This is a genomic window from Subtercola lobariae (assembly GCF_014640255.1).
Lineage (GTDB): Bacteria > Actinomycetota > Actinomycetes > Actinomycetales > Microbacteriaceae > Subtercola > Subtercola lobariae.
Genome location: NZ_BMGP01000002.1, coordinates 166120 through 191636, shown reverse-complemented (window position 1 = coordinate 191636; position 25517 = coordinate 166120). Strand labels below are relative to the sequence as shown.

The following is a 25517-nucleotide window of genomic DNA, read 5'->3' as shown; positions in this document are numbered from 1 at the left end:
CTTTGTTTCTGCGTCGGCTTGGGCTGCAAGGAACGCTTGGCTTGCGCGAGCGCGGTCGTAAACTTGCGGCCCGCGAACAGAGACGCGACTTTCGCGATCAGCCCTCGACCTTTCTTGTCTGGAACTTTTCTTCGTCATGACGTGCGTACCGCCACGAAAAGACGAGAAGAACGTCCCAACGGGCCCCCTTTATTGATGCCAACACTCATGGGTATGAGGTATTCGATACGTTCTGTCAAGCACAAAATGAGCGATAGGCGGAGCGGCCGGTGGGTGCTCACCTCAAGAATTCGGGAGTCGGAAAATGCAACGTGCCAGAGGTGATTTACCACCCGCCCAAACGGCGCTTCATAAAGAAGATCAGCGCCGCGATGCCGCACAGGATCAATGCGCCGATCAGCAGCCAGCCCCAGATAGTGGCGAGCACCTGCAAGGCGAGCCAGACCGCCAGCACGCTTCCAAGAAGCAGTAGACTGGCCCGCCATAGTCTGGCGACTGGCCCCCCTGAGTTGTGATTGTCGGACATGAGACGTGCCTTTCATGAGTGGGCCCCTTCGTCGCGTACGTAATCGGACGGCACCGGGAAGCCGGGGACGGTGACGTCTGATTTCACTTCTGCGCCCCATACCGACCAGTCGGCTTGCGATGGCGGTTCTCGTCTCGCAAAAAGCTCAAGGTAGGGCCCTGGACTGACGCGCTCGATGATTGCGAACTGTTCCTCAGGTTTGTGAGAGTGATCTTGCAGGGGTGCGAAAAACCAGGTGGGCTGTGAACGGAAGTTGACGGGTGCTCGACCGCGCGTTGCGAAGAGCAGATGCTCGGTCGCATTTCTTAAATACATGCCGAGGGTGAACCGAGGCTTGATCCAGGTCAACGGAGATCTCGGCTCAAACCCCCATGACTCAATAACGTCGTAGCCGGCGCGAAGTGTGGCATTGGTGACCCAGAGCCACAGGTGGCTATCGTCTTCGGCGAGATCTCCCACTGGGAGCGATTTGATCTGGTCGAGGTTGAGCACGTTGTAGTGGGCATGTGCCCCACGGCCACCCTTCTGCTGAATATCCCATGGGGGATCGGCCAGAATGGTTTTGAATTTTCGTTGCTCTTCAGGCATGGTGGTTCACCTCCTCTTGCTTCCGTTGCTTAGTGGGGATCTGAGCGGCTGAGCGCCAGGTCCTGGAAACACTCGTAGTTAAGACCGGGCCGTGAGCGTTGCCAATCCGCCGGTCGGGGTCACCATCGAGCCACCGGGTAGGCGATAAGACAGTGCGATTCTCCTTTCTGGGCACGGCTTTGGGAAGCGAGGTTGAGCTTTGAGCCGATGTTGTGAAAATGACATACGGATTTGAGATCAATCGGACGGTCGACCTACTAGGCATGACGCTCTGATTCGAGACTTATTGCGTCCGCTATGCCGAAAGTCAACACGTCGAGAGCGAAAACGCGGCGGCTGCTAGGGGTTGTTCCGGTCGCTGCCCGAAGGAGCGCACCGCCGACGAGGTCGGCCTCTAGTAACGATATTGCTTGATTACTAAGCGCATTGGCATCGGCCATAGCAACCTGCCAGAGGGCCAGATTGAGGTCGTCAATTGTCTCGAAGCCTAGGTCGCGTCGAAACCGATTGATGCTTCCCCAGAACGCCAGGGCTGCGTCGAAACCCACGGACAAGAAGGGGCCCGAATGGCTGTTAGGGACTGGCAGCGGATCACCGCTCACTGTGGAGGAAGCGATCGTTCGCAGAAGATCCGAGACGCAGTTCGGAGCATCATTTGCAAGCTTCCAGCCGAATCCGACGTCCCTGCGAAGTGATTCTGCCTGATGCCAGGCGAAGTTCATGAGTTCTATGGACGAGTCGATGACCTCCGCCGGTGACGGTGCTGTTCCCGACCCGTTCGGCCCCGAGCCGAGACGATAGGTGCGTGTTTCTTTGTTTCCGTGCATGAATATCGGCGCCTTTCGAAACGCAGGAATAAGGAAGCCGTGGCGACGGTGACGGCCGCCACGGCCTCGAGGTTGGGCAGTGCGGCTATTTGCTGCCTGAGCCGCCCGAGTGGCGTTGCGCAGCCTGGAAGAGCGCCTTGCGGGCGGCGTATGCCTCTGCGTCAAGCTGCTGCTTGACTGCGAAAGCATTCGTGGCGATCCGCCGCTTTTCGGCCTCCTTGGCGCGTTGTACAGCCGCGAGGCGGTCGTCATTCCACTCGCAGACCAAGGCAATCGCGCCGCCGATAACTGCAGCGATCACGATGACTAGGACCCAAAGAAGAAGCTGTTCCATGTCACTGCACGCCCTCACGAGAACCGAGCGATGGCATTGGCAGCGCCGACACCGTACGCGTTGATGATGAGCTCGTAGTAGCGAGCCCCCGACGGTGCAATCTGCAGCATCTGCTCGGCCTGTGAGACGAGCGTCCCGACGTTGGTCAGCGCGCTCGAGGTGAGAAACGCCCGCGCATTGTCGGTCAGCTGCGCGAGCTCGGTCCGCGCCGCGATCGATTCAGCTTCGCGCTTCGTCTGTCGAGCGACACCATTACTGATGCGTTGACCAGACCCGGTCGTAGTACCACCAAAAAGGGTGGTGATTTCTTGAGACACGTGCGTCCCCTTCTGCCCTAATTTCCCGCGATCTGCGGCTAGATCAATTGGACAAAAATCGCCGTCACCGATTCCGGAACTTGTCTAGGCACGATTTCGGGCAATATATGGGCATGGTGGGAGAAAATTCGGCAATTCGCTTCGACGACGTCATGATCGACCTCACGGTCCTGCGCGATAGAGGCTCCGGTTACATTCGTGATCTCGCCCTCCCCACGTTGAGTCGCGCAGTCACCGTGCTCGACCTGACTGACGGCGAAGCGGAGGAACGGCCGGCCGCGATTTCCTCGCTACTGAGAGAAGCAGCGGATCGGCTGGGCGGGGGAGTATGGCAGGAGGCAGCTGAATACTCCCTCGGACTTGTCCGTGGTACTCAGCGATGGCCTAAAACCGCCCGGCGTGCGGCAGCAGCCAACCTCTTCGACCGAAAGCCAGACACCTACCGAAAGAGTCAAGAGCTCGAGGTTCTCCGCCAAATGGCCGACGCGGTCCTTGAGCTCTGTCATGAAGCGCGACTGCGGCGCTCGCGAATTGATATGGAAAACCAACGACACCCTGCCGATAGCCGCTTAGCGGTGCAATGGGTCGAGCGCTTCGAGGCTTACAACAGGCTTTGGACTCCCGCATACGCGCTCGCCGCGAACCTTGAGGCCGCTCTCGATACCTACCTGGAGGAGCCCGCCCCCCATCCGCCATGGGATCCAAATAGCATTTCGCCCTATGTCCCTGAAAAACAAGCTAGGCACTATGCCCGGGCAGCCCTCTATAACCTCGTCGAGTTTCAGCTCGGGGTGAAGCGCTTCCGCAGCAAGCACGGCGGGTTATGGCTCATGTCGGATTCTGAAACTGAGACAAAAGTGTCTGACGCCGTCTACCGAATTGAATGGCACAACAACCTGACGTCGGAAGACGAGTCCTGGCTTAGAAGAAACCTTGCCGACAGCAGGCATGAGGAATTCGAGCATTTTTGGAGAGTTATTCTGTCGTTTCCTGACGGTGTGCGGATTCACGACAAATGGCAAGACCTAGTGCGTGATGGCGTTGGACTAACGACCGACTCCGAAAAAGAACATAGTCAGGTTTGGCTCACGATTCGAGCTTGCAACGACTACATGCAGTGGGTTGACGCGGATTGGCTCAAAATCGCGGATTGGTACCGTCCCGGCTCTACGCCTGAGAGAGGGATCTCAGCTGGCGAACTTTATAACAAATTGCTTGGTGCCAGGTCCAGCTGATTATTAGTGTTCGGTCTGAATACTGGTCCGACGCGATGATGCCAATCTCTCATTCCGAGGCTCCCTCACCTGTGGCCTCAACTTGGGGAATATGATAATTTATCATTTAATTGTAAAATAGATTCATAGCGCGGGGACGTGCTGAAATTCAATTGCGATCTTTGGAAATCTGGAACGGCTTCTCGCCCGAACATGCCAAGATCGTGAGCAAGAGTCTTGCTAGTCGAGACTCACGGGGGCAACGGACGCGAGTACAAGCAGACTCGAGTTTTCGTGCTCAGATCTGCGACGACTGACGCGTACGGCCTGGCGCCAAGAAAGTGAGTAAATAAGATGCTGAAATCAATCAAGACAGAAGATCTCAATCGAGAAATTTCGACCCTACTCGTTCAGAACGGGGTTGATGCAGGCGATGCCGAAGTCGTCGCGCATCATCTGTTGGATGCCGAGGCGAATGGTTACAGGTCGCATGGAATTTCCCGCCTTCGCGGAATATTGGGCCTCGGCGAGGCACTAAGCCGATGGTCGGTCCCAAAGATCTCAGCAGTCGCTCCATCGGTTCTGAAGTACAACGCAAACGGGCAGCTTGGTATCGCCGCATTGCACCAAGCTGCTCTGGCCGTCGCTGAATCCGTCGATGGATCTGGAATTGTCCTCGCCGGGGTAACGGGCTACATCGGCACCACGGGAGAACTTGGTTCGTACACGCGATTGTTGGCATCAAAGGGTTTCGTTGGTCTGGCACTTTGCGGGTCGGAATACGCCGTGGCACCGTACGGTGGCGCAAGGGCAATTCTCGGAACCAATCCCATCGCAGTGGCGTTTCCCACGCAGAAATTTGACTTTTCCGCAGACGTCGCTACAGCTGCGTGGTCCTACGGCAAAATCAAGAACGCAGAACTACAGGGAAGTTCGGTCCCGGAAGGAGTAGTTCAAGGCGCAGCCGGCGAGATCTCGAGCGACCCCGCTGATGCAGATAACGGGAGCCAGCTGCCAATGGCTGGGCACAAGGGATACGCGCTCGGACTAGCGATTGAACTCTTATGTGGACCACTTCTTGGGGCAAAAGCTGGCCGGGACGCGGTGTCCGGTGGTGACGGCGCCATCATCATAGGAATCAGAGCCGACGTATTCAGAGACCGCGACGAGGTTTATGGCGATGCTGAATCCTTATTTGATGAAATAACAAATTCGCCGCGGGTTTCGGAGTCCATTCCAATTCGAATCCCTGGCGGCTTACGCCTCAAAGAACTTCCAGGCGACATCACAGTGGATGATAAAATTCTAATCGACCTTGGCCTGGACATTGGTTAGGGCCGGGAATGCGAGCGTCATCGTTCGCCGCTGTGGTTCCGTCGAGATGGTGCATGAAGTCTCGTGGGTCGTTTCGGACGCTACGTCCGATCTAGATCTGCGAGGTGAACGAGATCGAACCACCGCCCTCCGTAGTTGCGGGAAGCCGTTCCAGATCGCGGCCTTACTCGACGGAGGACTCGCAGAAGTGGTTCACGATTCCGATGCACTGGCTCTCATGGGCAGTTCTCACAACGGAGAGGATTGGCATGTCGAGAAGGTGCTCTCTTTGCTCAGCGATAATGGGCTGTCCGAAACTGACCTACTCTGCGGAACACACGAGCCTTACAGATCCTGGGTAGCGCGCCGTCCAGCATCTAACAATTGCTCGGGCAAACATGCGGCAATGCTGATTCTTTCCGGACATCGTGGTTGGGGAACGAATAATTACGTCGACCCTAGCCATCCCGTTCAACAGCTAATAAAGCGGTCGCTCCAGTCTCAGTTTCCGGCCACGCTCATCCCTGGAATTGATGGATGCGGTGCCCCAACCTATGCTGTGCAACTTAACGAGCTTGCACGGTCATATGCGCAACTGGCGAACAAGGCATCAATGGGGCTCGGCCTGATGCACGATGCATACCGTACTTCGCCATCGTTTCTGGGTGGGACAGATCGAATTGAGACACATCTCAACAAGTCGTATGACGTCTTAGCCAAACCTGGATCCGATGGACTCTGGGCTGCCGCGCTTCCAGGCAAGGGGCTCGGGCTTGCGGTAAAAGTAGACAGCGGTAACGAGAACGCCGCATCGCTTGTCGCTCTTACGCTGCTTGAGCACATGAATATTTTGAGCATCGATTCTGACCCGGAGATTAAGAGGTTGTTGGAATGGGACCTGACCACTTGCAACGGGAAGCCAGCCGGAACGATAGACGTGACGTGGACGGACGATCTCCTTCACACGGTATAGACCAAGCTTCTGGCATGTTGTTGGCCAATCTGATCGAAGATCGCTCTAATGCGGGCTCGGCCCCTCGACCACTTGCTGTGCACGGAGCATCTGGTTCCGGTAAGTCAGCCGCCGTTAGATCAGTGATTCCCCTCGTTGAGGCTCATGGAAACCGAACAGTGGTCTTGGACTTCAACTTGATAGCGTCGCCTAGTCGAGTGAGCGTGGTCTCCGAAATCGCCCGCCAGATCTCCACCTATTGTGGCGCAGCAACATTGGACATGTTGGCGGCTTACGAGCAAGAGCCTGCGAACAGACGTGCAACGGCTTTCGAACGTGTGGTCGACCTACTACAGACAGATCTCACCGCGGTCGGCAGTCATCAGCGGGTTGCCATTTTCTTGGATGGCGTGGACTACCTGGGAACACATCTTCGTGGCTGGATTTTTCGCCTACTTGCAAAGTTGCCAGCACAGGTCGCGACAGTGGCCTTAGTCTCCAGCCTTCGAGCAATACCCACAGCCAATGTGATCACCATTGCGCCCATCGGTCGCCGGGAGATCGCGTCTATTGCCGCCGAGAGGGGAATTGATGTTTCTGACGACATCTGCGTAAGCATTCAGCAGCTAACTCGTGGCAACTTTCTCGATGTCAATACGTCCCTGGAGTACCTAAAAAGCTCCGGCGACGGGAAATTTCCTCATTTCGAATCGATGCAATCGTTCATCTCGTCTGTGATGAACAATCTTAGCGGCGAGTGTCGAGCTTTACTCCAAATGCTTGCGAATGACAAGATCAGATACGACGAGGACCTGCTACGACGAATTGACCTTGCGGCGGGCCGGTCGATTCGAAGGGCGCTCCCGGAAGTAAGCGCGTTGCCTTTCGTCCGGCCGTTGCGACCGGGCGAGCCAATCATGGCATATCAGCAGTATTCCCGTGTGGCACTATCGATTGGCGAGCTTGCCCATTCAGAACTCGCAGGTGCTAGGCGAGCAATTTTTGATTTCTCAGGTGAAATGCTTGCGACTGAGCTTACGCCGACGGCCAGGACCAGTCTCGTAGCAGACCGTCTATCATTCCAACTTCTCGACGATGCGAATTTAGGCATGGGCGTCCTCACGCAACAGACTTCGCGCGCACTGAGCCAAGGCGATCTGGATCACGCCGACGCATTGATCTCCGCGGGAGAACGCGTCGATCTCCCAGCAGACTACGAGCTTGCCGTAGGTCAGTTGCGTGCACGTTACCTAATCGAGAGTTACGCCTCGACGGAAGCTCGCGGTCTTCTGGCCGCGAGTCGCTCGGCGGCGAGCCAATCACCGGACAGCCGGCTGCTTGTTAATCAGCTCTTACTCGAAGCACGTTGTGTTGCAAACCCGTCACCTATACCTCACGGCGACTTGTTCGATGCAATCACGACGCTTAGACAGGCTCGAGAGTTGTCCCGTCCCGGGACCGATGACGATCTGCTGGCGTCCATTCACTTCACGCTCGGACGCGCACTTCGTGCTACTGGACAAAGTGAACAGGCGCTAACCTCCTACGACGACGCTGCGCTCACAGCGACACGTCTCGGAGACAACGTGCTTGCCGTTGAGGCTATGCAAGAAACAGTTCAGACGCTCCGGTACATACAAGATCTACCAAACGCCGAATCCGCTCTCAACGACGTGTACCGCTACAAGGGTGAGTTCGAAGTACAAAGTACAACCGGTGTGTTGGAGTACTACACAGCCAATCTAAGACGAGATCAGAACAACTTTGGGCGGGCACGTGAGCTCTATGAGTCTGCGAAAAGCAAACTTGAAGTGGTGGGTGACGACAACGGAGTGTGTTGCCTCTTGGCTGACTGGGCATGGCTGGAATTCCTGGACGATGACTTTGATCTGGCGCATTCGCTTCAGGACGAAAGTTTCGCTCTTGCATCTCGGCATCGATTTGGGGCCGAAATCGCCGAATATTGGCACACAAAATTTCACCTTGCTCGAGAGATCGGTGAGATGAAGCAGGCATACGAATATCTTGAAAACGGCCTCCGTGAGGCCCGCAGATCGAGCAACATTTACATGGTTCTGGACTGCAGCATGCACACGGCCGAGAGGATGCGTGAAGAGGGAAATATTGACGGTATTCGCGACATCATCGCTGAGATGGAAGCGTTCGAACGTCGTGGGTGCGGCATCCGCGTATTTCGCGGTAGGACCCTGATGATTCTCGGTGATGCACTTTTCGCGCAAGACCGCCGGTCGAATGCCTTTGACTCGTATAGAGAGGGGCTAGCCGTCGTCGCGAGATTTGGCAATTCTCGATCCAACGCCGAACTCTTCGCCGACATTATTTCACTTCGGTGGGACAACCTACTCGAATTGCTTGACACCTACGGACTGGCTACTGCTATGCGAGAGTTCTGGATCAACGAAGAGCTGAACGAGGATTACCCGCAGGTGATTGAACTTTGTGGCGCAATTCTTAGTAAGGAAGGTGAATTTGACTGACGCAGACGATTATCGCATAGTCGCAAGCGCGCTCACCCCGCATAATATATCGACGCGATCCATCAAAAACCGAATTGTGGTGACTGCGCACACATATGGGTTTGTGGATGGATCGGCCTCTGGTCAAGAGGCGATGATCGACTACGTAGGTGCCCGACTCAGCGGCGGGGTCGGGATGTTGATAATGGGTGAGACCGCGGTGGGCCCGACCCAGGCTGCACAGGGACCGATGTGGGGCGCCGCTGAGAGCGACGATGGAATCGTTGCCATGTACAGCCGAATTTCCGAGCTCGCGCGTGCAGTCAATGCAACCGTCTTCGAGCAGCTATACCATCCCGGGGGGCAGGTCTGGCACGAGGAACTCGTTCCCGCCATCGCGCCGTCGGCGATTCCTCATTCCCGCTCCTACGTCGTACCGATGAGCATGACCACCAATCAGATTGCGAACGCAGTCGATGATTACGTGGCCGCTGCGAGACGAGCGCACCGTGGAGGTTTGCACGGCGTCGAGATTAAGTGCGACCAGGGGAAGCTCGTTCATCAGTTCCTCTCAGGCAAATACAACTTCCGCGAAGATGAGTTTGGGGGCATTGATGTTCTTTTGAGAAGCCGATTCCTTGAAGATTTACTGACGCGAATCCGAGTCGAAATGCCGACCTTGTTGCTTGGAGTTCGCCTACCGATTATCACAGCGGATCATGACGCTCCGGAACCGCAAGATCTCGGTACAGCCGAGGTTCAAAGGCTTGCAGTGCGTCTCGAAGAACTTGGCCTGATCGATTATGTTTCATTTAGTTTTGCGACCAATTCGAGCGCTTTGGGCTACCTGGTCGGGCATCCCGACGAGCGAACGAAAACGTCTCGATATTATGCGGCGGTCCGAGTGATCCGCGCATCGCTAAAGTTGCCGGTAATCGTGGCAGGGGGCATACGAGCCGTCGCTGATGCGTCCGCGCTCGTCGATGCTGGCACAGCCGACTTTGTGGGAATGACTCGGGCGCATATTGCAGATCCTGATCTAGTCAACAAAGTCGTTGCGAACAAGCAAGACAGCATCATCCCTTGCATTGGATGCAATATCGCGTGTGTCGGCAATACCTGGTACGGCCACCCGGTGCGATGCACGATGAATCCCAAGACCGGACGGGAGTCGATCCAGATCACCACTAGATCGCTGAAGGGGCGTAAGCGCTTGGCCATAATAGGCGGGGGCCCGGCTGGATTGCAGGCTGCACTGGCGGCCGGTCATCGAGGCATCGACACCACAATTTTCGAAAGGACGGCGAGCGTTGGCGGAGGCCTACTCCTAGCTTCGGAGCTTCCTGGCAGGAGTAGGTTCAAGGAAGGGGTGGAATTCTTCAAGGCGGCGATTGCGCGTGAGTCTCACATTGACCTTAGGCTGATGTCCCCCGCCACGGACATTCCTGACCTCCTCGCGAGTTTCAGTGCTGTGATTGTTGCTGTTGGAAGTGTCCCCGCAGTGCCGCAACAATTTCGCCATTCGCCGATCTGCATCACCGACATCGAGGTCTTGAGAACATCTGTACCCTGGACAGGAAGAAGTGTGATTGTTGTCGATTCAGAGCGCAGGCGGGATGCGCTAGGCATAGCCGAGCACTTGAGTCGCGAAGGAGCCACGGTCGAAGTGGTAACTCCTTTCGATGCTGTGGGATTGGGACTCGATCCCGTGACGTTAGTATCTCGTCTCGGTCAGCTCAGTCGGCTTGGGGTGAATCTTCGCACATGGACCGAAGTATCGAGAGTGGACGGAAATACGGTTCAAACCTATAACCAGATCACAGGCGAGTATTCGGCGCGCGACGATGTAAGTAGCGTGATTTTTGTTTGCAATGGACACCCTGTGCACGTTTCATCAACTGCATCTGTCAAGGAAAGCCTCACCGTCGTTACTGTCGGAGATGCCGTTTGGCCAAGAGGGTTGGAAGCAGCGACAGCAGAAGGACATGATGTGGGATCGAAAATATTGGAGCAAAAATGACCGAAAAAGACCGTTTAGCCCGGGTGAAATCTGGAGCAGGCACAATTGGGTTGGTGGGAACCGAGGCGGCCGCCGCAGCCTTCGTAGCTGGTACGTTGACAAACGGCATAGGTCTGGTTCTTGGAGCGGCAGCGGTTCCAATCGTCACAGCATCCTTAGAGGCGTTGGTTGAGGGGCGCTCGAAATCGTTCCAGCGGAAATTGGAAGCTCACGGTTTGTCTCCTGAACTCATTGCTGAGAAAGTCTCGCAACACCCTGCACTCGCGGATTTGGTCAGCGCCACAATCAACGAAGCCATTCGAACTGACTCTGATGCCAAGCGAGCGCTGTTGGCTTCGATTTTGGCGGGAGCGTTATTAGATGACACATCGCGAGAATTGGGTTTCGATCGACGGGTGATTTCCTGCTTGCAACGTGTTGACGCCGCAGAAATCCTTATATTGAGCCTCGTGGCTAAATCTGCGTCGACTCAGGGTCAGCTGGATGAGATGCGGGCAGGACTCGGCGGAGTCGAACCTGATGTCATTGACACGGTCACTGCGGTGCTCGTGTCGGAAGGTTTAGTGAGCGGCGCCATCGACGGCGGCTTCAGGCTGACGGGCTTTGGCAGAAGAATCCTGTCTGAACTAAATAAGCCAAATGTTTAGTCCGGGGCTACATTCATAGCCGCGCTTAGATTCGCGTTGATTTGGTCGACCGAAATTTCGTCCCGGTCAACTGTGAGGCTAAAAGTGACGTTGTCGGATCCATCAACAGATCCTCCGAACCATTTCGTGTTGACGTGAGTGCTTTGAGAATTATTCTCAAGGGCGTATTGAACCTGTTCGAGTGGAAGTTCGAGTACGTGGCGCCGGTAGACGATGTCACGACGACCTTCGTTCCGGCTTTCTAATCCATGCAATATCGGAAACGTTGAAGAATTGAACCGTGCGTTGAGATCGACAGGGATCAGGGTTCGTGATTGAGAATCTTCCAAGAAATCCATGCCGGCGACCCCCTGCCACCCGTCCAAGGTATTCATGCACAAGATCAATAGTTCCCAGTATTTGATTGCAATCTGCTCCTCGCGTCGTTGCGAGTAAACGTTGCCCACATGATGCGAATTGCGAAGCAACTGATCGGCAATGAAGAGCGGCCTTACGGCACCCTTCCACGAGATCCATTGAAGCGTCGGGGAAGATGTTGCCGGAATAGCCTTCTGGATAACGATCGGAAAGCCTTCGTCTGTCGCTATTTCTTCGACTCGTGCAGCTGTGTTTGCCCTTGAGGCCGATGAGTCAATGCCCTTTACAAACACCTCGGGACCCAGTTCCACAAAGGCTCCGAAAGCTTCGGTAGCCGAATTGCAAACCCGTGATTGCGGGAACAATTCGACAAGCCCTCGCAGAATACTAAGGTTCTCCGCGTGGTGGGCGTAGGCCGAGTATTGAGCTGGATCAGGATGAATTTGTGGCTTCCACCCCAACTCCTCTGCCGCTGATTGGAGCGTCAGCAACTCACTGCGGTCCGAGTAGAAAGCTGAGAGGTGCAGTCTGTTTGAGACGACTAAGCGAGCGAGTTCTTCGCGCTTGGCTGTCGATGCAGCTAATACCTCTAATGGAGATCTTCCCGGCGTCCTGATGACCTGTTGGGCCCCCGTCGAGTTTGTCGATTTGAGACTATTGGCTGCGACTAATTGGCGAGAAGTGACAACGACTGGTGCGTGATAGAGGGTCGGGTGGGCGCTGAGTTCGTCGAAGTCATCGGGTAGGTGTTTCCAGAGGTCGTCATGAACGAAGGCGTGTGAGCTTACATAGTCCCGAGCAAGCTCCAGTCCCTCATCACAGGCGGCTCTCCATCGCTCGGCGCGTGTCGCGAAGCCTTGATCCAGCATTGTCGTATCCATCGTCTCTTTTGGCCCGGCCTTTCATCAACGTAAGCATCCCAGAGGTCGCTGCTGCCAATGAAGCGTGTCGCGAACTTGTAGGAAGCTGGAAGGAGCCCGTTGCAGATCATTGCTGCATGGCAGAGCTGTACACGCCAGCCTGTGAGAAAAACTAAATTGATCCGGTGATCAGACCGGTACCCGACGCAACTGTCGCAACAAATCGAAATTTGGTGTGGGAGCCTTCGACCAGACAGGTCGAAGGCTCCCATGATCATTCGGGGACTACACAAACTTGTGTCTCGGACGGCATCGCCGTCGCAACATCTAGTGCAACGACGTAAGCGTTCACCCAGCTCGAGAACGAACCGAGGTGCTGCACCCGTTTCGTGCTATCTGAGGTCTCGCTGACCGTCTCAATGGTGAATTCTGTCAGATCGAACAGCAGAGAACGCAGCCGCGGCGGAACATCGGAATAGCCTCCGCGGATGTTTGCGGTTCCGACGAGGATCGCGTCGCCAACAATCTCGTCTCGAAATCGAAGCGCTGGCTGATGAATCCAAAGCAGTAACGTCGCGCGCTTGTTGATAGGCAAACCATCCAGCTTGCCTTCCTCGTTCATGATGAGTGTCGATAGAGCGAACCTCGGCTGAACAAGATCAACTGCCTCGATGAATCCGCCAACGGCGGTCTGATAGTCGGGAAGACTCGAGAACTCGCGAAGCGTGAGCTCGACCGAATCATCTGCTGGGATGAAGATGCCTGTAGGCATAGTGCACGTCCTTTGTTCGTGGAATGTACCTACAGCCGATTGGCTGCAGGAGTCAGTCCGCGAACCGGTCCCGAGGACCTGGAGATCGCCAGCGGGCCCCGCCCATTCCGCAAACGCAGAACGGGTAGGGTCGCCGGCCTTCAGATCAGACGTCGTCCGCCTTGCTCGAACTCCGCGAGGCGGTTGTCGGTGACTTCGTGCCGCGGACAGACGCTGCAGCGTCCGGCGCGTCGAAGATCGCCGCGATCGCACCGCGCTTTGTCGCCGCGTCGCGTTCGATTTCAGCTCGCACCGCAGAGGCTCGTTCAAGCACTTTCGGATCCGTCTTGCTTTTCTCGATCCAGTGTTCGATACCGAGCCTCACCTCTTCGGTGACGCTCCGATCGTTGAGCTGAGCGATGATCTCGAGCTGGGCTCGAACGTCATCGGTCATCCGAACGGACAGCGGTCTGATCTGGTTGCCTGCTTCGTATGACGAAACAGGCGTGGTCGTGGTCTCACTCATGAGAGTGACCTCCTCATTGTGTTGCGACCGGCGAACCTGGATGGTTCTCCTTGAAGTCGCAGTTCAACGAGGAGTTCGAGCAGCACGGGGATCATCTGCTCGGCTCACTTATTAAAGGACGTCTGGTTCGCCGGGTCAATCCGCCGGTCGGATTGTTGTAATTATTACAATTTGGAGCCGCAACGAATGGATTCACTCCGTTGGGATTGAACTTGCCATTCATCGCCGCTATCTCTCCGGACAGCGAAGTGGTGCCACCTCGATCTTGGCTATGTTCGTGGCGAGCATGATGCGCGAGTGTACGATCCGAGTCGCCGCCCGACCAACCTTGATGTGACGTGTCTGGCCAGGCCTTCAAGGTCCTCGGAATCGTTATCTGGACGTCCTAGTTCTTCTCTGACGCGATGTGTGGCTCTAGTTGATCCGTAGCTCGCCTTCAATCAGCCGCCGACATCGCAGGGTTGAGCAGGCGAACATAGCGATGACTGTCTTGCGGATCATACTCACGGACCGGTGTTAGCCTCATTCGTCAAAATCGAATGAGGGAAAATGTGGAAATATGTTGTATTGTGGGGATTTGAGAGGATATTCTTCTGACGGACGGAATTGATTCAGTCTCGTGGACGAAAAGCACTGCGCTGCGAAATGCTGGCTCAGACCGATCACAAAGAAGTGAGGAACAACCTTGAAATATGAACCATCGTTGAGGTCGACGTGGCGCGACTGATTCTGAATCGGATCGCGATCTCGATCCCTGTGCTGCTGATCATGACTGTGCTCACGTTTTTCTTGGTGTCATTGATACCAGGAGACGTTGGCACGGTGCTGCTTGGCCAGGACGCAACGCCAGAGACCGTAGCCGCACTCAACAAGGAGCTAGGTCTTGATCAGCCCTTTTATGTGCAATATGCGCACTGGGTCGTGGGGGTCCTGCACGGAGACCTCGGGACGTCAATCTACACAGGACAGTCGGTTGCCGAGACCATCCAGCAGCGGTTCCTCCCGACCTTTGCTATCGCCGCGATCGCGACTGTTGTTGCCAGCATCGTTGGCGTTTCTCTTGGGATGTGGGCCTCCGTGAGGAAGGGCGCGAGCGCCCGAGTTAGCGACACGGTTTCTATGATGGGGATCGCCTTGCCGAACTTTTGGTTCGCTTTGATCCTTATTGTCATCTTTGCTGGACGCCTCCACTTCTTTCCTGCGATCGGATACGTGGATCCCTCGAAGAACTTTGGGGGCTGGATCTCCCACCTGGTACTTCCTGTTGCGGCGCTGTCACTTGCAGGGGTCGCGATCGTTGCGAAACAGACGCATGACTCAATGTCGCATGCCCTGAGCCGAGAGTTCATGCGTTTCATGCAGTCAAACGGGATTCCTCGTCGGCGGCTTATCTTCCAACACGGCCTTCATTTCGCAGCCGTGCCCATTGTCTCCGCGATTACTGCGTGCTTCGTAAACCTCTTTGGTGGAACGGTGGCGCTCGAGGTTGTCTTCGCAATTCCGGGTCTCGGTCAACTCGTAGCCACCTCGACTGCTCAACACGACTTGGTTGTCATTCAAGGCGCAGTCCTTTGCTACACGGTGGTCATCCTCGTAATTCTGATCGTGAGTGACGTTTTGTACGGAATACTCGACCCAAAGGTGCGTGCGGCGCGATGACCGAAGTTCTAGTTCCAACGGCCTCCATCGAAACACCAGTTCGACGAGCCGGCCCCGCGCGGCGCGGTGTCGGGCGTCGAGTGCTCACATTCGTCGGAATTGGTTGGCTCGTTGTAGTGGTGCTAGCCGCCGTGCTCGCAAACCTGATCGCTCCGTATGGGCCCAACCAACAAGACCTCATGGCCGTTCTTCAGGGTCCAAGTCCGGCACACTGGCTTGGCACCGACACCCTGGGCAGGGACGTGATGTCGCGGCTTATGTATGGCGCGCGACCCTCCCTGATTGCCGCTGCGATTGCAATCCTCGTGTACGTCATTTGGGGGAGCGCCCTAGGCCTGATCGCGGGGTATCTCGGCGGATGGACCGACCGAGTTGTCGGCGTACTAACGAGCATCCTCATCGCGTTGCCCCACATTATCCTGCTTTTCGTCGTTCTCTCGGTATATAGAGGGAATGTTTATTTGGCGATGTTTGTCTTCGGCTTCATCGCTTCGCCCGTAATGGTCTTGCTGGTGAGAGGTTCGGCGTTGTCACTGCGCAATGAGCTCTTCGTTGACGCTGCAAAAGTGTCCGGTCTCTCGCCTGCCTACATCATCTTCCGGCACATCCTCCCGCGCAGCCTGGGGCTGATCATTGTGCAAGGCACTGTGTTCGGAGCAACCGCCATCGTTTTGGAGAGTGCGCTGAGCTTCCTCGGTTTTGGAGAGCAGCAGCCAGCCCCAAGCTGGGGCAACATGGTAGCCGAGGCGGCCAACCAGATTGTCTTGAACCCGTGGTTGCTTTACCCGACGGGCGCAATCATCTTCCTGACCGCTCTTGCACTCGGCGTCGTCGGCGACAGCCTTCGCGATCGTGTATCAGGCAGCTGGACGCAGTCGACGTTGACCAAAGCTGTTCGGCGTACCGCGTACGACGAGCCCCGGATCCGCACTCTCGCATCAGCACCACTTCTTTCGGTCGAAGGTCTCACAGTTGCCTATCGCCTTCGCGACGGGGCAACAAAGACGGTCGTGCACAACGTGTCGTTCGATGTGGCGAAAGGTGAGACGGTGGGGATTGTCGGTGAATCAGGCTCAGGCAAGACGACTGTGGCATTTGGAATTCTTGGCGTTCCTGGCGACAACGCTGAAATTTCGGCCGGTCACGTTTGGTTCGAAGGAACAGACCTCACAACGCTTACTGATTCGCAGCTAGCCCGTTATCGCGGTCAGCGCATCGCCTATGTAGCGCAGGAGCCAATGGTTGCACTCGATCCCACGTATCGAATTGGCTATCTTCTTCGAGAAACGCTTCGAGTAAACGAGGGGCTGACTGGGCCGTCCGCAGATGAACGTGTGACAGAGCTGCTTCGCGAAGTTGAGTTGAGCGATCCCGATCGAGTAGCTCGTTCGTATCTCCACGAGTTGTCAGGAGGGATGGCGCAGCGAGTCTCGATCGCCTTCGCGCTTGCCGGCCGACCTGACCTACTGGTTGCTGACGAGCCAACCACGGCGCTGGATGTCACCGTACAAGCCGGAATCCTTGCCCTACTTCGGCGACTCCGAGAATCGACCGGTTTGTCCATCGTGATTATCACCCACGACTTCGGAGTCGTTGCCGACCTTTGCGACAGGGTGGTTGTGATGTACCGCGGCGAAGTCGTGGAGACCAACACTGCCGAAGAAATCTACCGTAATCCGGGACATGAATATACACGCGCCCTTCTCGCATCCAACCCGCATCACGCTGAACCCGGCAAGGATCTGCCCGTGATTACGGGTAGTTTCAACACTCCGCGAACGTCGAATATCCCGGTGTGGGAGAGGAAAAGATCATGAGCGAGACCCCCCTGCTGAGCGTTGACAACCTTGACGTCACCTACGGGCACGGGCGTCGAGCGAGTACACCTGTGCATAACGTTTCGTTCGAGATCGGTCCCGGAGAGTCAGTTGGCCTCGTAGGAGAATCCGGATCCGGTAAGTCTTCAGTCGGGCGTGCCATTCTCGGACTCGCCCAGGCGAGCGCCGGTCGTATCATGTTCGACGGGAACGACATCACGCACGCATCCCGCCGGGAGCGCCAAGGCATCTCCTCAGAACTGCAAGTCGTATTCCAGGATCCGCGAAGTTCACTGAACGAGGCGAAGCGGATTCGAGACATCCTTACCGAACCGCTTGTTGCGAGTCGTCGGCAAACGCGTGCGCAAGCGCGTGACCGTGCAGCGGAGCTTCTCGAGAGGGTTGGCCTCGGCGCCGCGGCAATGGACAAGCTTCCTGGTGCGTTCTCCGGAGGGCAACGTCAACGCATCGCGATCGCTCGTGCGCTGATGAGCGGTCCGCGTCTCATCATTTGTGATGAGCCTGTCTCGGCACTTGACCTTTCGGTTCAGGCCCAAATTATCAACTTGCTCCGACAAGAGCAGCGTGAGACTGGCGTGGCCTACCTGTTCGTCGCCCACGATCTGTCCGTGGTCAGGCTGATGTCGGAACGAGTGCTGGTGATGAGCCGTGGCTACGTCGTAGAGCAAGGACAAACACAACAGGTGTACGCGGACCCTCAGCATCCGTACACACAAAGACTCCTCGCTGCCGAACCAGATCCAGACCCGGCAATTCAACGAGAGCGGCGCGCTGCTTGGGCTGCCCTGGCATCCGAGTCGAAGAGCTAAGCAGCCAGAGGCTCGACAAAAAAAGGAGGTGCAATAGCAATTCCGCGTCCAACACACGCGGTTCCGTACCACCCAAACCTATTAAGGATAATTCCATGGCAATTAAGAAAGTGCAACGGCGCACGGCGGTATTGCTCGCCATCGTCACCAGTGGAGTACTCGCGTTAGCAGGCTGCTCCGCGGGTACCCCCGACTCCACAGATTCAGGTTCCGCTCAGCAAGGCGATACCTTGACCGTGGCTACGCCATATTCGGCAAAGAGCCTCGATCCAACTGGAGAAGGCGTCGATCCTGTCAACGCCCTGTACATCATCCCCGCATACGACTCGCTAACTCGAATGACGGCCGACGGGCAAATCCAACCAGACCTCGCGACCTCATGGGCCTACTCGGACAACAACACAACGTTCCAACTAACCATCCGCGATGGCGTCAAGTTTGCAGACGGCACTCCGCTGACCGCCGATGCGGTTGCGCAGTCCTTGAACTATTCACGGGCTAATGGCGTCAATAAGAACTTCCTTGGCACAGTCACCGACGTGACCGCTTCGGGTCCCGACACCGTAGTCATCAAGACCAGCACGCCGAATGACTCGTTGCCGAGCATTCTTTCGCAGCGGTTTCGTCTTGCTTCAATTATGAATCCGACAGGGATCGCCAACCCGGAGTCGATGAAGAGCTCGACGTTCGGCGCTGGTCCCTATGTACTGGACGCCCAGGACACTGTCGTTGGGGACCATTACACTTACGTACCCAGCACCAATTATTGGGACCCTTCGAAAATCCACTGGAAGAAGATTGTCCTGAAGGTAGCGGGTACGACGGCTACGGCACTGCAGGCAGTGCAAAACGGTGAAGCCGAATTGATGAATGGCGACGCGACTACCGGAACCGCTGCCCAGGCATCCGGCCTCACGGTAAGCACCGGTGCGTACGGCCTTACCGGAATCAACGTTCAGGATCGCGACGGCACAATAGTTCCCGCGTTGAAAGATCCTCGCGTTCGTCAGGCACTGTCGTACGCTGTCGACCGAAATGCCATCGCGACAGCGGTTTACAACGGATACGGCGTCCCGGGAGCGTCCATGGTAGTAAAAGGCTTCCCCGGTTACGAAGACAATCTCGACGCTGCGTACAGCTATGACCCCGAAAAGGCAAAGTCGCTGCTTGCGGAAGCAGGATACCCGGACGGAATTAGCTTCGATGTGTCAACTGGTTCCATTCAGAACACAAACCTGATGGCGCAGGCGGTCGTACAGCAATGGGCCCAGGTTGGAATCAAGGCCAATCTGACGACCTACACGGACCAAAACCAGATGTATGCGGACATTCTTGCTGGCAAGTATCCCGTCTCGATCTTTACTTGGGGCGGACTGACTCCGTTCACAGACTCGGGAGCCTTCTACACAGGCGGCAAGACGACAATGAATCCGTTTGGGATTACTGACGACTCCATCACGGCTCTAGTGACAAAGGCGCAAGCTGCGAGCGGTTCAGAGGCATCGGATCTTTATAACCAAGCATGGCTTGCCGGCATGCAGCTTGGCTACTTCTCCAACATCTACACACGCAAGGCTGTTGCGATCTCAGACCCGGCGAAGATCACAGGTGTGGACATCGGCCCCACGAATCCCATCGTGGATATCGCCTGGACGGTGGTCCCGGTCCAATAGTCGAATTTGGGTGGGCTGTTCATCACTGCAGCCCACCCAGCTTTCGCCGCATCGTTGTACAACTCACTCTTTCAAGACGTTCATCTAATAAGACGTCCAGTCTTTGCGGCACGAGGCACCGTGTTGCCGAAGTGTCAGCCGTGTTCCATCCGCGAGTTGCGCATCAAATTGGAGGCAATAAATATGCGAATCGGTTTAGTCGGAACAGGGCATTGGGCGCGAGCGACCCACGCTCCCGCAATCGCGCGCCATCAGGTTCACGAATTGGTCGGCGTCTGGGGCCGTTCTGAGCATAGAAGAAACGAATTTGCGTCCGAATTCGGAATCCAAACGTTTGGCTCGTTCGATCAGATGGCGACCGCTGTAGATGCGATCGCTTTTGCAACCGATCCCGATCAGCAAACCGATCTCGCGCCGAGAGCGGTTGAGGCTGGTAGACACCTGATACTCGACAAGCCCGCCGCGCTCACGTCTCAAGAGGTTCGACAGTTAGAAGAAAGAAGTGTGCAACGAGGCCTCACCACGAAGGTTTTTCATACTGCCCGATACCGACCAGAAATCGAACTCTGGATTGAGAAAACCGCTCGCGGCGCCTGGCAATCCGGTGAAGGCCGTTGGCTCGGAACGGCATTGTCTGATTCGTCGGGTCCGTATTTCGAATCGGCGTGGCGAAAGGAGCGGGGACCTCTCTGGGACCTGGGGCCCCACGCCATGTCGATCCTCCTGCCTATATTCGGGCCCGTAACGTCGATACCGGAGGTCGGCTGGGAAGCGAAAACGCTCAAGGCTCAGTTACATTTTGAGTCCGCAGAAGTGCGGGTGCAGCTTTCATTGGCCGCACCACAAGAGGTGAGCGGGATTGACTTGACGATTTCAGGTCCCGACGGTCGGACGGTTATGCCTGCTATCTCGACGACTCACCAGGAAGCGTATGGGTTGCTCTTAGATCGCTTCACCGATGACGGCGATACGAGCGATTTGCGGCTGGGGTCGGAGGTTGTCTCCGCACTAGAACTCGTCGAGAGCGCCATGGATCGCGAGTAGAGCAACCTCGGTTCACATACCCTGTTGCTTGATGCGTTCTGCGGGACGTGATGACGCTCATTTCGAGCCGACAATACAGGTGCGGAAGTGATGGTTGAAATCGCATTTGAACATCGAATGGTTGTAGGTGGCCCGGCCCGCAATATGTGAATAGGGCCCGACAGCGTAAGCGATGTGGGCTTTACGTTCAATTCTCAACATAAACCCATATAATGCAACAAGCACGCACACGCAAGAGAGCCATTCCCGAAGACTTCTTCTCGGTGTGTTGGCCGCGCAGCGTCGCCACCACTAAACAGACGCTGGTAAACAATCCAAGCAATTCGGGGAGTGCTAATGCGACGTGAGATCCTAATGGACTTTCTTTTGGCTGCGGTGACTCTCGGGCGCTGCCAAAACTGTCATGTCGCAGGAACCCCGGCAATCGACTTGAAGTGCATCGACCTGCCGAGTGAACCTGGCCCGGGCAAGACCCGACGTCACTCTGTGCTCAGGAATCGCTGAATGTTCGCGCTAGAACGGCGACAACTTATAGTCCAAGAAGCCCGCGTGGAGGGCCGAATCGACGTTGCGGGCATAGCCGACTCAATCGGTGTATCGACGGAGACGGTCCGACGTGATCTGTCTATTTTGGAGCGCCAGGGGATTCTTAAGCGAGTTCACGGCGGGGCGGTACTGATAGAGCTCGCGAGTCCCGTTCCCGTTCTTAGTGAACGCACCGACATAATGGCTGCTCCAAAGCGGGCGATAGGAAAGCTCGCGGCCATGCATTTGCCAGAAAGTGGCACGATTCTGATCGACGCTGGCACCACCACGGCGCAATTAGCTTTGGTCATCCCCGAGGATCGCGAATTGACGGTCGTTACAAATGCTTTGCCGACAGCCGAGGCGATAGCTCACTATCCGCTGTTAGATATCCACGTGCTAGGTGGGCGGTTGCGCTCGCTTTCCCTAGCCACCATGGACAGTTGGGCGTTGCAGCAACTAGAAGCGCTCGACGTTGACGTCGCATTCATGGGGACGTACGGCATCTCAAATACGCGCGGTTTTTCGACCCCCGATTCTCATGAGGCGGCGGTGAAACGCGCGATGGTCGGTTCGGCGAAGAAGGTCGTCGTAATGGCCGATCACACCAAGCTCGATCGATCTTTCATGAATGTGTTTGCACCGCTTGACGGCGTCGACGTGTTGATAACCGATTCTGGTGCATCGAGAAGTGATGTTGCTGCCCTTCGGGTTGCGGGCGTAAACGTCGAGCAATCACGGAGCTCTCGGGAGTCCAGCGCTGATGCGCATTAGTTTGTGATTGAGATTGGGCGCGGCCAGGTCGGATGGTCTGTTCACTCTCGATAGGGTGGCCGCGTTGACGGCTCCGTGTTTCAGGGGACGCTGACTCGACCGGAACGGCGGCCCGGGATAAACCGGCCGTTCGTCGAGCGCTGATGCGCGTCAGGGGAATGCGCTGCGTTCCGAAGAAATCCTGGCGAATCGATGCGGATCGAATAGAACGCAGAGAAGCGGCAATCAGCGCAACAAAATAGACAATCAAACTCTGCTAGCTGAGGGGTGATCTACGGGTTGCGGGTTCAACCCCGACTTTCCTATCTGAGGTTTTATGTGGTACTTTCTGTAAAACAACAAAAAACCACATGAAGCCGCAAATATCGGCCGGCAGATGGTTCACCGAAGGAGTTCGAAACGATGGCGTTCGAGATGGAGAGTGGGTCGGCCTCGCCGTATCCGATGTACATGCTGGCTTTCGACCACCGTCAGGTGCTTCGCGATATGTACCCGGGGTATGGAGTTGCTGAGCTCGAGACCACCAAGATGGCTGTGCTGGACTCACTTGAGCTCATTCCACAATCCGTTGGGTCGTCTCAGTCCCTCGCGTTTCTCGTGGACGAGGAGTACGGAGCCGATGCGGCACGTGCAGCACGCGAGCGGGGCTTCTATGTTGCTATGCCGATCGAGGCCAGTCGAACGCCAATTTTGCAACTGCAATTCCCGAATGACTACCGCGAACGGTTCGCTCGTCTTGATCCGCAATGTGTGAAGGCACTGGTATTCCATAATCCGTCCGATGGGGCTGGGCGTAAACTCGAACAATTCGACATGTTGCGCGAAATCGGTCAATTCGCCCGCGAACAAGGACGTGACTACCTTCTCGAGATCCTCATGATCCCCACGCCAGAACAACTTGAGCTCGCGAATGGAAAACGAGGCTTTCGCACTCAGCTTTTCCCGGAATTGCTTGTCGAATCGATCCGAGAAATGCAGGAGGCGGGAATCGAGCCTGACGTGTGGAAGGTTGAAGGGCTTGAGAGCGTCGAGGCCACGCAAGCGGTCGGCAACCAGGCCGTGTCCGGTGGCCGCGATGGCGTTCGGTGCATCGTGCTCGGGAGCGGCGAATCGCAGGACACTGTTAACGGCTGGTTAGCGAATGCCTCCGCTGTCCCGACCTTCTCCGGCTTCGCTGTTGGCCGCACGATCTGGCGAGAACCACTCGCAGACATTCTCGCGGGTAAATCAAGGCCGGCAGCCCTTGAAACCATGGCCAATTCATTCTCCGAACTGATTGCGGCCTTCGGCCGAGAGCCGGGATCAGGAAGTCGATGACCACCCTTCTCGGCTTAGATCTCGGCACGTCCTCAATGAAGGTGTCAGCCTATCGGGACACTGGCGAGCACCTAGGCACGACGTCGTGTTCGACTCCCTGGCAGGTAGGGAGATCCGGTGCCGAACTGGATTCCTCGGTCTTCGCCGATAAAGTTCGCGACGCGATCGAGAAATGTGCTAGTCGATTTGCCTTGGATTCCGTCGCCGGGATTGGGATCACCGGGATGGCAGAGACGATCTTCGTTGAAACGGTCGATGGCGTAACCCATTCAGCCCGTGCCTGGAACGACCGGGGCGGCCCAGCGGAGTTGCCCGACCCGGAGTTGTTCGAGCAAACCGGCCTTCTCGATGTGACGCGCACATCGGCTGTTCGGCTTCGAAATCTGTGCGACTCGGGGGAGCGCGTCCGATCATGGAGTGGCGTGCCGGAATACGCTGTGCGCGTCCTGGGCGGCGACTCGATCGCAGAACGGTCCCTTGCCTCGCGGAGCGGCTTGGTCGACGTACGGGCTGGCGATTGGAGTGAAGCGTTACTCACTTGGGCCCGTGTGTCGGATGTTCCCGTGCCAGCCCTTAGCCATGCCGGCACCCCCGCGGGTGTCATGACGGTCGGACCATGCGCCGGTGCGGTGCTAACTGTTGCTGGCCACGACCATTTGACGGCAGCGCTCGGTGCGGGAGCCGCAGACGACACAGGACTGTTTGACTCTCTGGGTACCGGAGAAGGGATCGTTGCGGAGGTTCTCGCTGACAACGCTCAGCTTTCAGCTGCCGATTTGCGACGGCTCACCGCCGAGAAATTCAATGTTGGGCTCGGCCTCCGTGAAACCAACGTGATCCTCCTGGCCGGGCTCGGAACAGGAAACCGGCTCAACCTTATTCTTGCTGCACTTGCCGCTAACGGCTTCGGCCGTGCTGACGTTATTGACTCTCTCGGACGACGTAGCGATCCGGATGCAGCATTGACCGGGGAGCTGGCCGAACTCGTTGAAACGCTAGGAGCTGAGAACTGGCAGTCGGTCCGAGACGACATTGCTGCCATCGTGGCGCGTAACGTCCTGGATCTCGCCACCGCTCAGGCGCTGTGGTGGGCGGAAGTCGCTCGGGTGACTCTCAACGCGCGTGACGTGCTCAATTCCCTTAGCAGGCTTGTTCCGAGAGCGACTCGTCTCATCGCTGCAGGCGGATGGTTGGGCAATGAAGGCATTCGCGACGTGCGCGAGGCCTTGCTGGGGCCGTTCGAGGTGTTTGAGTCAGGCGAGGCAGGGACACGAGGCGCAGCACTTCTCGCAGGACTCGCTAGCGGTGTCTATGCTTCGCGTACTGATTTCCCTCCACCGAATAGTAGAGAAGCAATTAAATGACGATCACTGGAAACACGAGCATTTACGCTCACATTGGATTCCCGATTCATCACACCCGAGCCGCTGCCCTTTTCAACGGCCTCTTTGAGGATCTTGGTATCGACGTCGCCGTCGTGCCGTTCGAAATAGAACCCGACCAACTCTCGGCAACAATCCCGGCGTTCCGGGCGTGGCGCAATCTTGTTGGAGTGGGAGTCACAATTCCGCACAAAGAGACAATGCTTTCTTTGGTCGACGAGTTGACCCCTATGGCGAAACTATGCGGCGCAACAAATGTCATTCGACGGGATCCGGACGGACGGCTCATCGGGGGACAGTGCGATGGTACGGGTCTCGTTAGGAGCCTCACGGGCGCGGGGCATCAAGTTTCCGGCGCGAAAGTACTCTTATCGGGGGCCGGTGGAACAGCGCGCCCTGTTGCTTTTGCTCTTGCCGACGCTGGAGTCGGCCGCCTGGAGATCGCAAATCGGACTCGCGAGAAAGCTGAAGGCATCGTCGCCGAGATCCGCGCGGCCTACCCCGACCGCGACGTCAGAGTCCACGAGGATGCCGATGAATTCGACATCGTCGTCAACACGACAAGTCTCGGAATGAATTCCGACGACCCGCTGCCCGTGGAAGCGAAGGTGCTGCGACCTGGCGTGGTCGTCGCAGACGCAGTCATGGCACCACCCGAAACTGCCCTGTTAAAACTGGCAGCCTCGCGAGGAGCGATTCCCCATCCTGGCATTCTCATGCTCAGATCACAGTTCGAAGTCATCCTGGACTTTCTGGGGTTGACCTCGAAATGACTATGAATTCAGA

Annotated in this window: 23 protein-coding genes; 15 read left to right on the top strand and 8 right to left on the bottom strand. The window is 56.5% G+C overall.

All coding sequences use genetic code 11. The features are described 5' to 3' along the window. Positions 1-325 precede the first annotated feature (325 nt). The 5 genes from IEX24_RS05095 to IEX24_RS05075 all read right to left on the bottom strand — a co-directional run bounded on the left by IEX24_RS05095 (position 326) and on the right by IEX24_RS05075 (position 2592). On the bottom strand, positions 326-526 hold the full coding sequence (locus IEX24_RS05095; protein WP_188674832.1) for a hypothetical protein: 201 nt from the start codon (positions 524-526) through the stop codon (positions 326-328). A gap of 12 nt (positions 527-538) precedes the next feature. Continuing rightward, positions 539-1114 (bottom strand): MT-A70 family methyltransferase, encoded by a 576-nt coding sequence (locus IEX24_RS05090; protein ID WP_188674829.1) that lies wholly within the window; start codon positions 1112-1114, stop codon positions 539-541. Positions 1115-1371: 257 nt separating this feature from the next. Further along, positions 1372-1941 (bottom strand): hypothetical protein, encoded by a 570-nt coding sequence (locus IEX24_RS05085; protein ID WP_188674827.1) that lies wholly within the window; start codon positions 1939-1941, stop codon positions 1372-1374. An 85-nt stretch (positions 1942-2026) separates the two neighbouring features. Then, positions 2027-2275, bottom strand: a complete 249-nt coding sequence (locus IEX24_RS05080; RefSeq protein WP_188674824.1) for a hypothetical protein — start codon at positions 2273-2275, stop codon at positions 2027-2029. Between the two features lie 14 nt (positions 2276-2289). Further along, positions 2290-2592, bottom strand: a complete 303-nt coding sequence (locus IEX24_RS05075) for a hypothetical protein (RefSeq protein WP_188674821.1) — start codon at positions 2590-2592, stop codon at positions 2290-2292. 113 nt (positions 2593-2705) lie between these two features. On the opposite strand from IEX24_RS05075, the gene IEX24_RS05070 reads away from it, so the two are divergent. The 6 genes from IEX24_RS05070 (at position 2706) to IEX24_RS05045 (ending at position 11216) form a co-directional block, all read left to right on the top strand. Next, positions 2706-3827 (top strand): hypothetical protein, encoded by a 1122-nt coding sequence (locus tag IEX24_RS05070; protein WP_188674818.1) that lies wholly within the window; start codon positions 2706-2708, stop codon positions 3825-3827. A 333-nt stretch (positions 3828-4160) separates the two neighbouring features. Then, positions 4161-5141 carry an Ldh family oxidoreductase gene (locus IEX24_RS05065; RefSeq protein WP_188674815.1) on the top strand — a complete coding sequence of 327 codons (981 nt, stop codon included), beginning with the start codon at positions 4161-4163 and terminating at the stop codon, positions 5139-5141. Then, positions 5122-6093, top strand: coding sequence for an asparaginase (locus IEX24_RS05060; protein ID WP_308419027.1), 972 nt, complete (start codon positions 5122-5124; stop codon positions 6091-6093). Before IEX24_RS05065 ends, IEX24_RS05060 begins: the two co-directional genes overlap by 20 nt. Beyond that, complete coding sequence (locus IEX24_RS05055; protein ID WP_373283848.1) at positions 6012-8570, top strand: tetratricopeptide repeat protein; 2559 nt, start codon at positions 6012-6014, stop codon at positions 8568-8570. The genes IEX24_RS05060 and IEX24_RS05055 overlap by 82 nt, the downstream gene beginning before the upstream one ends. Then, positions 8563-10569 (top strand): oxidoreductase, encoded by a 2007-nt coding sequence (locus IEX24_RS05050; RefSeq protein WP_188674806.1) that lies wholly within the window; start codon positions 8563-8565, stop codon positions 10567-10569. The genes IEX24_RS05055 and IEX24_RS05050 overlap by 8 nt, the downstream gene beginning before the upstream one ends. Continuing rightward, positions 10566-11216 carry a hypothetical protein gene (locus tag IEX24_RS05045; RefSeq protein WP_188674803.1) on the top strand — a complete coding sequence of 217 codons (651 nt, stop codon included), beginning with the start codon at positions 10566-10568 and terminating at the stop codon, positions 11214-11216. Before IEX24_RS05050 ends, IEX24_RS05045 begins: the two co-directional genes overlap by 4 nt. On the opposite strand, the gene IEX24_RS05040 is transcribed toward IEX24_RS05045, so the two are convergent. The 3 genes from IEX24_RS05040 to IEX24_RS05030 all read right to left on the bottom strand — a co-directional run bounded on the left by IEX24_RS05040 (position 11213) and on the right by IEX24_RS05030 (position 13710). Then, positions 11213-12442 carry a hypothetical protein gene (locus IEX24_RS05040; protein ID WP_188674800.1) on the bottom strand — a complete coding sequence of 410 codons (1230 nt, stop codon included), beginning with the start codon at positions 12440-12442 and terminating at the stop codon, positions 11213-11215. The genes IEX24_RS05045 and IEX24_RS05040 overlap by 4 nt on opposite strands. Positions 12443-12707: 265 nt before the next feature. Continuing rightward, complete coding sequence (locus IEX24_RS05035; RefSeq protein WP_188674797.1) at positions 12708-13205, bottom strand: DUF3846 domain-containing protein; 498 nt, start codon at positions 13203-13205, stop codon at positions 12708-12710. A 145-nt stretch (positions 13206-13350) separates the two neighbouring features. Then, positions 13351-13710, bottom strand: coding sequence for a hypothetical protein (locus IEX24_RS05030; protein ID WP_188674794.1), 360 nt, complete (start codon positions 13708-13710; stop codon positions 13351-13353). 714 nt (positions 13711-14424) lie between these two features. Here IEX24_RS05030 and IEX24_RS05025 point away from each other — a divergent pair. The 9 genes from IEX24_RS05025 (at position 14425) to IEX24_RS04985 (ending at position 25504) form a co-directional block, all read left to right on the top strand. Next, positions 14425-15369, top strand: a complete 945-nt coding sequence (locus IEX24_RS05025; protein WP_188674792.1) for an ABC transporter permease — start codon at positions 14425-14427, stop codon at positions 15367-15369. After that, on the top strand, positions 15366-17186 hold the full coding sequence (locus tag IEX24_RS05020) for a dipeptide/oligopeptide/nickel ABC transporter permease/ATP-binding protein (RefSeq protein WP_188674789.1): 1821 nt from the start codon (positions 15366-15368) through the stop codon (positions 17184-17186). The genes IEX24_RS05025 and IEX24_RS05020 overlap by 4 nt, the downstream gene beginning before the upstream one ends. Further along, positions 17183-18016, top strand: coding sequence for an ATP-binding cassette domain-containing protein (locus IEX24_RS05015; protein ID WP_188674786.1), 834 nt, complete (start codon positions 17183-17185; stop codon positions 18014-18016). Before IEX24_RS05020 ends, IEX24_RS05015 begins: the two co-directional genes overlap by 4 nt. A 95-nt stretch (positions 18017-18111) precedes the next feature. Continuing rightward, entirely contained in the window at positions 18112-19689 is a 1578-nt protein-coding gene (locus IEX24_RS05010; protein WP_188674782.1) for an ABC transporter substrate-binding protein, read from the top strand. A gap of 183 nt (positions 19690-19872) precedes the next feature. Next, positions 19873-20733, top strand: coding sequence for a Gfo/Idh/MocA family protein (locus tag IEX24_RS05005; RefSeq protein ID WP_229715167.1), 861 nt, complete (start codon positions 19873-19875; stop codon positions 20731-20733). A gap of 504 nt (positions 20734-21237) precedes the next feature. Next, positions 21238-22032, top strand: coding sequence for a DeoR/GlpR family DNA-binding transcription regulator (locus IEX24_RS05000; RefSeq protein ID WP_188674777.1), 795 nt, complete (start codon positions 21238-21240; stop codon positions 22030-22032). Positions 22033-22434: 402 nt separating this feature from the next. Further along, on the top strand, positions 22435-23349 hold the full coding sequence (locus IEX24_RS04995; RefSeq protein WP_188674774.1) for a 2-deoxy-5-keto-D-gluconate 6-phosphate aldolase domain-containing protein: 915 nt from the start codon (positions 22435-22437) through the stop codon (positions 23347-23349). Then, positions 23346-24713, top strand: a complete 1368-nt coding sequence (locus IEX24_RS04990) for an FGGY family carbohydrate kinase (RefSeq protein ID WP_188674771.1) — start codon at positions 23346-23348, stop codon at positions 24711-24713. Before IEX24_RS04995 ends, IEX24_RS04990 begins: the two co-directional genes overlap by 4 nt. Next, positions 24710-25504 (top strand): shikimate dehydrogenase family protein, encoded by a 795-nt coding sequence (locus tag IEX24_RS04985; RefSeq protein ID WP_188674769.1) that lies wholly within the window; start codon positions 24710-24712, stop codon positions 25502-25504. Before IEX24_RS04990 ends, IEX24_RS04985 begins: the two co-directional genes overlap by 4 nt. Positions 25505-25517: the final 13 nt, after the last annotated feature.

Coding starts and splice junctions, on each gene's coding strand:
- IEX24_RS05015 (WP_188674786.1), top strand. CDS start 17,183: ATGAGCGAGACCCCCCTGCTGAGCGTTGACAACCTTGACGTCACCTAC.
- IEX24_RS05080 (WP_188674824.1), bottom strand. CDS start 2,275: ATGGAACAGCTTCTTCTTTGGGTCCTAGTCATCGTGATCGCTGCAGTT.
- IEX24_RS05055 (WP_373283848.1), top strand. CDS start 6,012: ATGGGACCTGACCACTTGCAACGGGAAGCCAGCCGGAACGATAGACGT.
- IEX24_RS05035 (WP_188674797.1), bottom strand. CDS start 13,205: ATGCCTACAGGCATCTTCATCCCAGCAGATGATTCGGTCGAGCTCACG.
- IEX24_RS04990 (WP_188674771.1), top strand. CDS start 23,346: ATGACCACCCTTCTCGGCTTAGATCTCGGCACGTCCTCAATGAAGGTG.
- IEX24_RS05010 (WP_188674782.1), top strand. CDS start 18,112: ATGGCAATTAAGAAAGTGCAACGGCGCACGGCGGTATTGCTCGCCATC.
- IEX24_RS05090 (WP_188674829.1), bottom strand. CDS start 1,114: ATGCCTGAAGAGCAACGAAAATTCAAAACCATTCTGGCCGATCCCCCA.
- IEX24_RS05005 (WP_229715167.1), top strand. CDS start 19,873: ATGCGAATCGGTTTAGTCGGAACAGGGCATTGGGCGCGAGCGACCCAC.
- IEX24_RS04995 (WP_188674774.1), top strand. CDS start 22,435: ATGGCGTTCGAGATGGAGAGTGGGTCGGCCTCGCCGTATCCGATGTAC.
- IEX24_RS05020 (WP_188674789.1), top strand. CDS start 15,366: ATGACCGAAGTTCTAGTTCCAACGGCCTCCATCGAAACACCAGTTCGA.
- IEX24_RS05095 (WP_188674832.1), bottom strand. CDS start 526: ATGTCCGACAATCACAACTCAGGGGGGCCAGTCGCCAGACTATGGCGG.
- IEX24_RS05045 (WP_188674803.1), top strand. CDS start 10,566: ATGACCGAAAAAGACCGTTTAGCCCGGGTGAAATCTGGAGCAGGCACA.
- IEX24_RS05040 (WP_188674800.1), bottom strand. CDS start 12,442: ATGCTGGATCAAGGCTTCGCGACACGCGCCGAGCGATGGAGAGCCGCC.
- IEX24_RS05065 (WP_188674815.1), top strand. CDS start 4,161: ATGCTGAAATCAATCAAGACAGAAGATCTCAATCGAGAAATTTCGACC.
- IEX24_RS05000 (WP_188674777.1), top strand. CDS start 21,238: ATGTTCGCGCTAGAACGGCGACAACTTATAGTCCAAGAAGCCCGCGTG.
- IEX24_RS04985 (WP_188674769.1), top strand. CDS start 24,710: ATGACGATCACTGGAAACACGAGCATTTACGCTCACATTGGATTCCCG.
- IEX24_RS05085 (WP_188674827.1), bottom strand. CDS start 1,941: ATGCACGGAAACAAAGAAACACGCACCTATCGTCTCGGCTCGGGGCCG.
- IEX24_RS05030 (WP_188674794.1), bottom strand. CDS start 13,710: ATGAGTGAGACCACGACCACGCCTGTTTCGTCATACGAAGCAGGCAAC.
- IEX24_RS05070 (WP_188674818.1), top strand. CDS start 2,706: ATGGTGGGAGAAAATTCGGCAATTCGCTTCGACGACGTCATGATCGAC.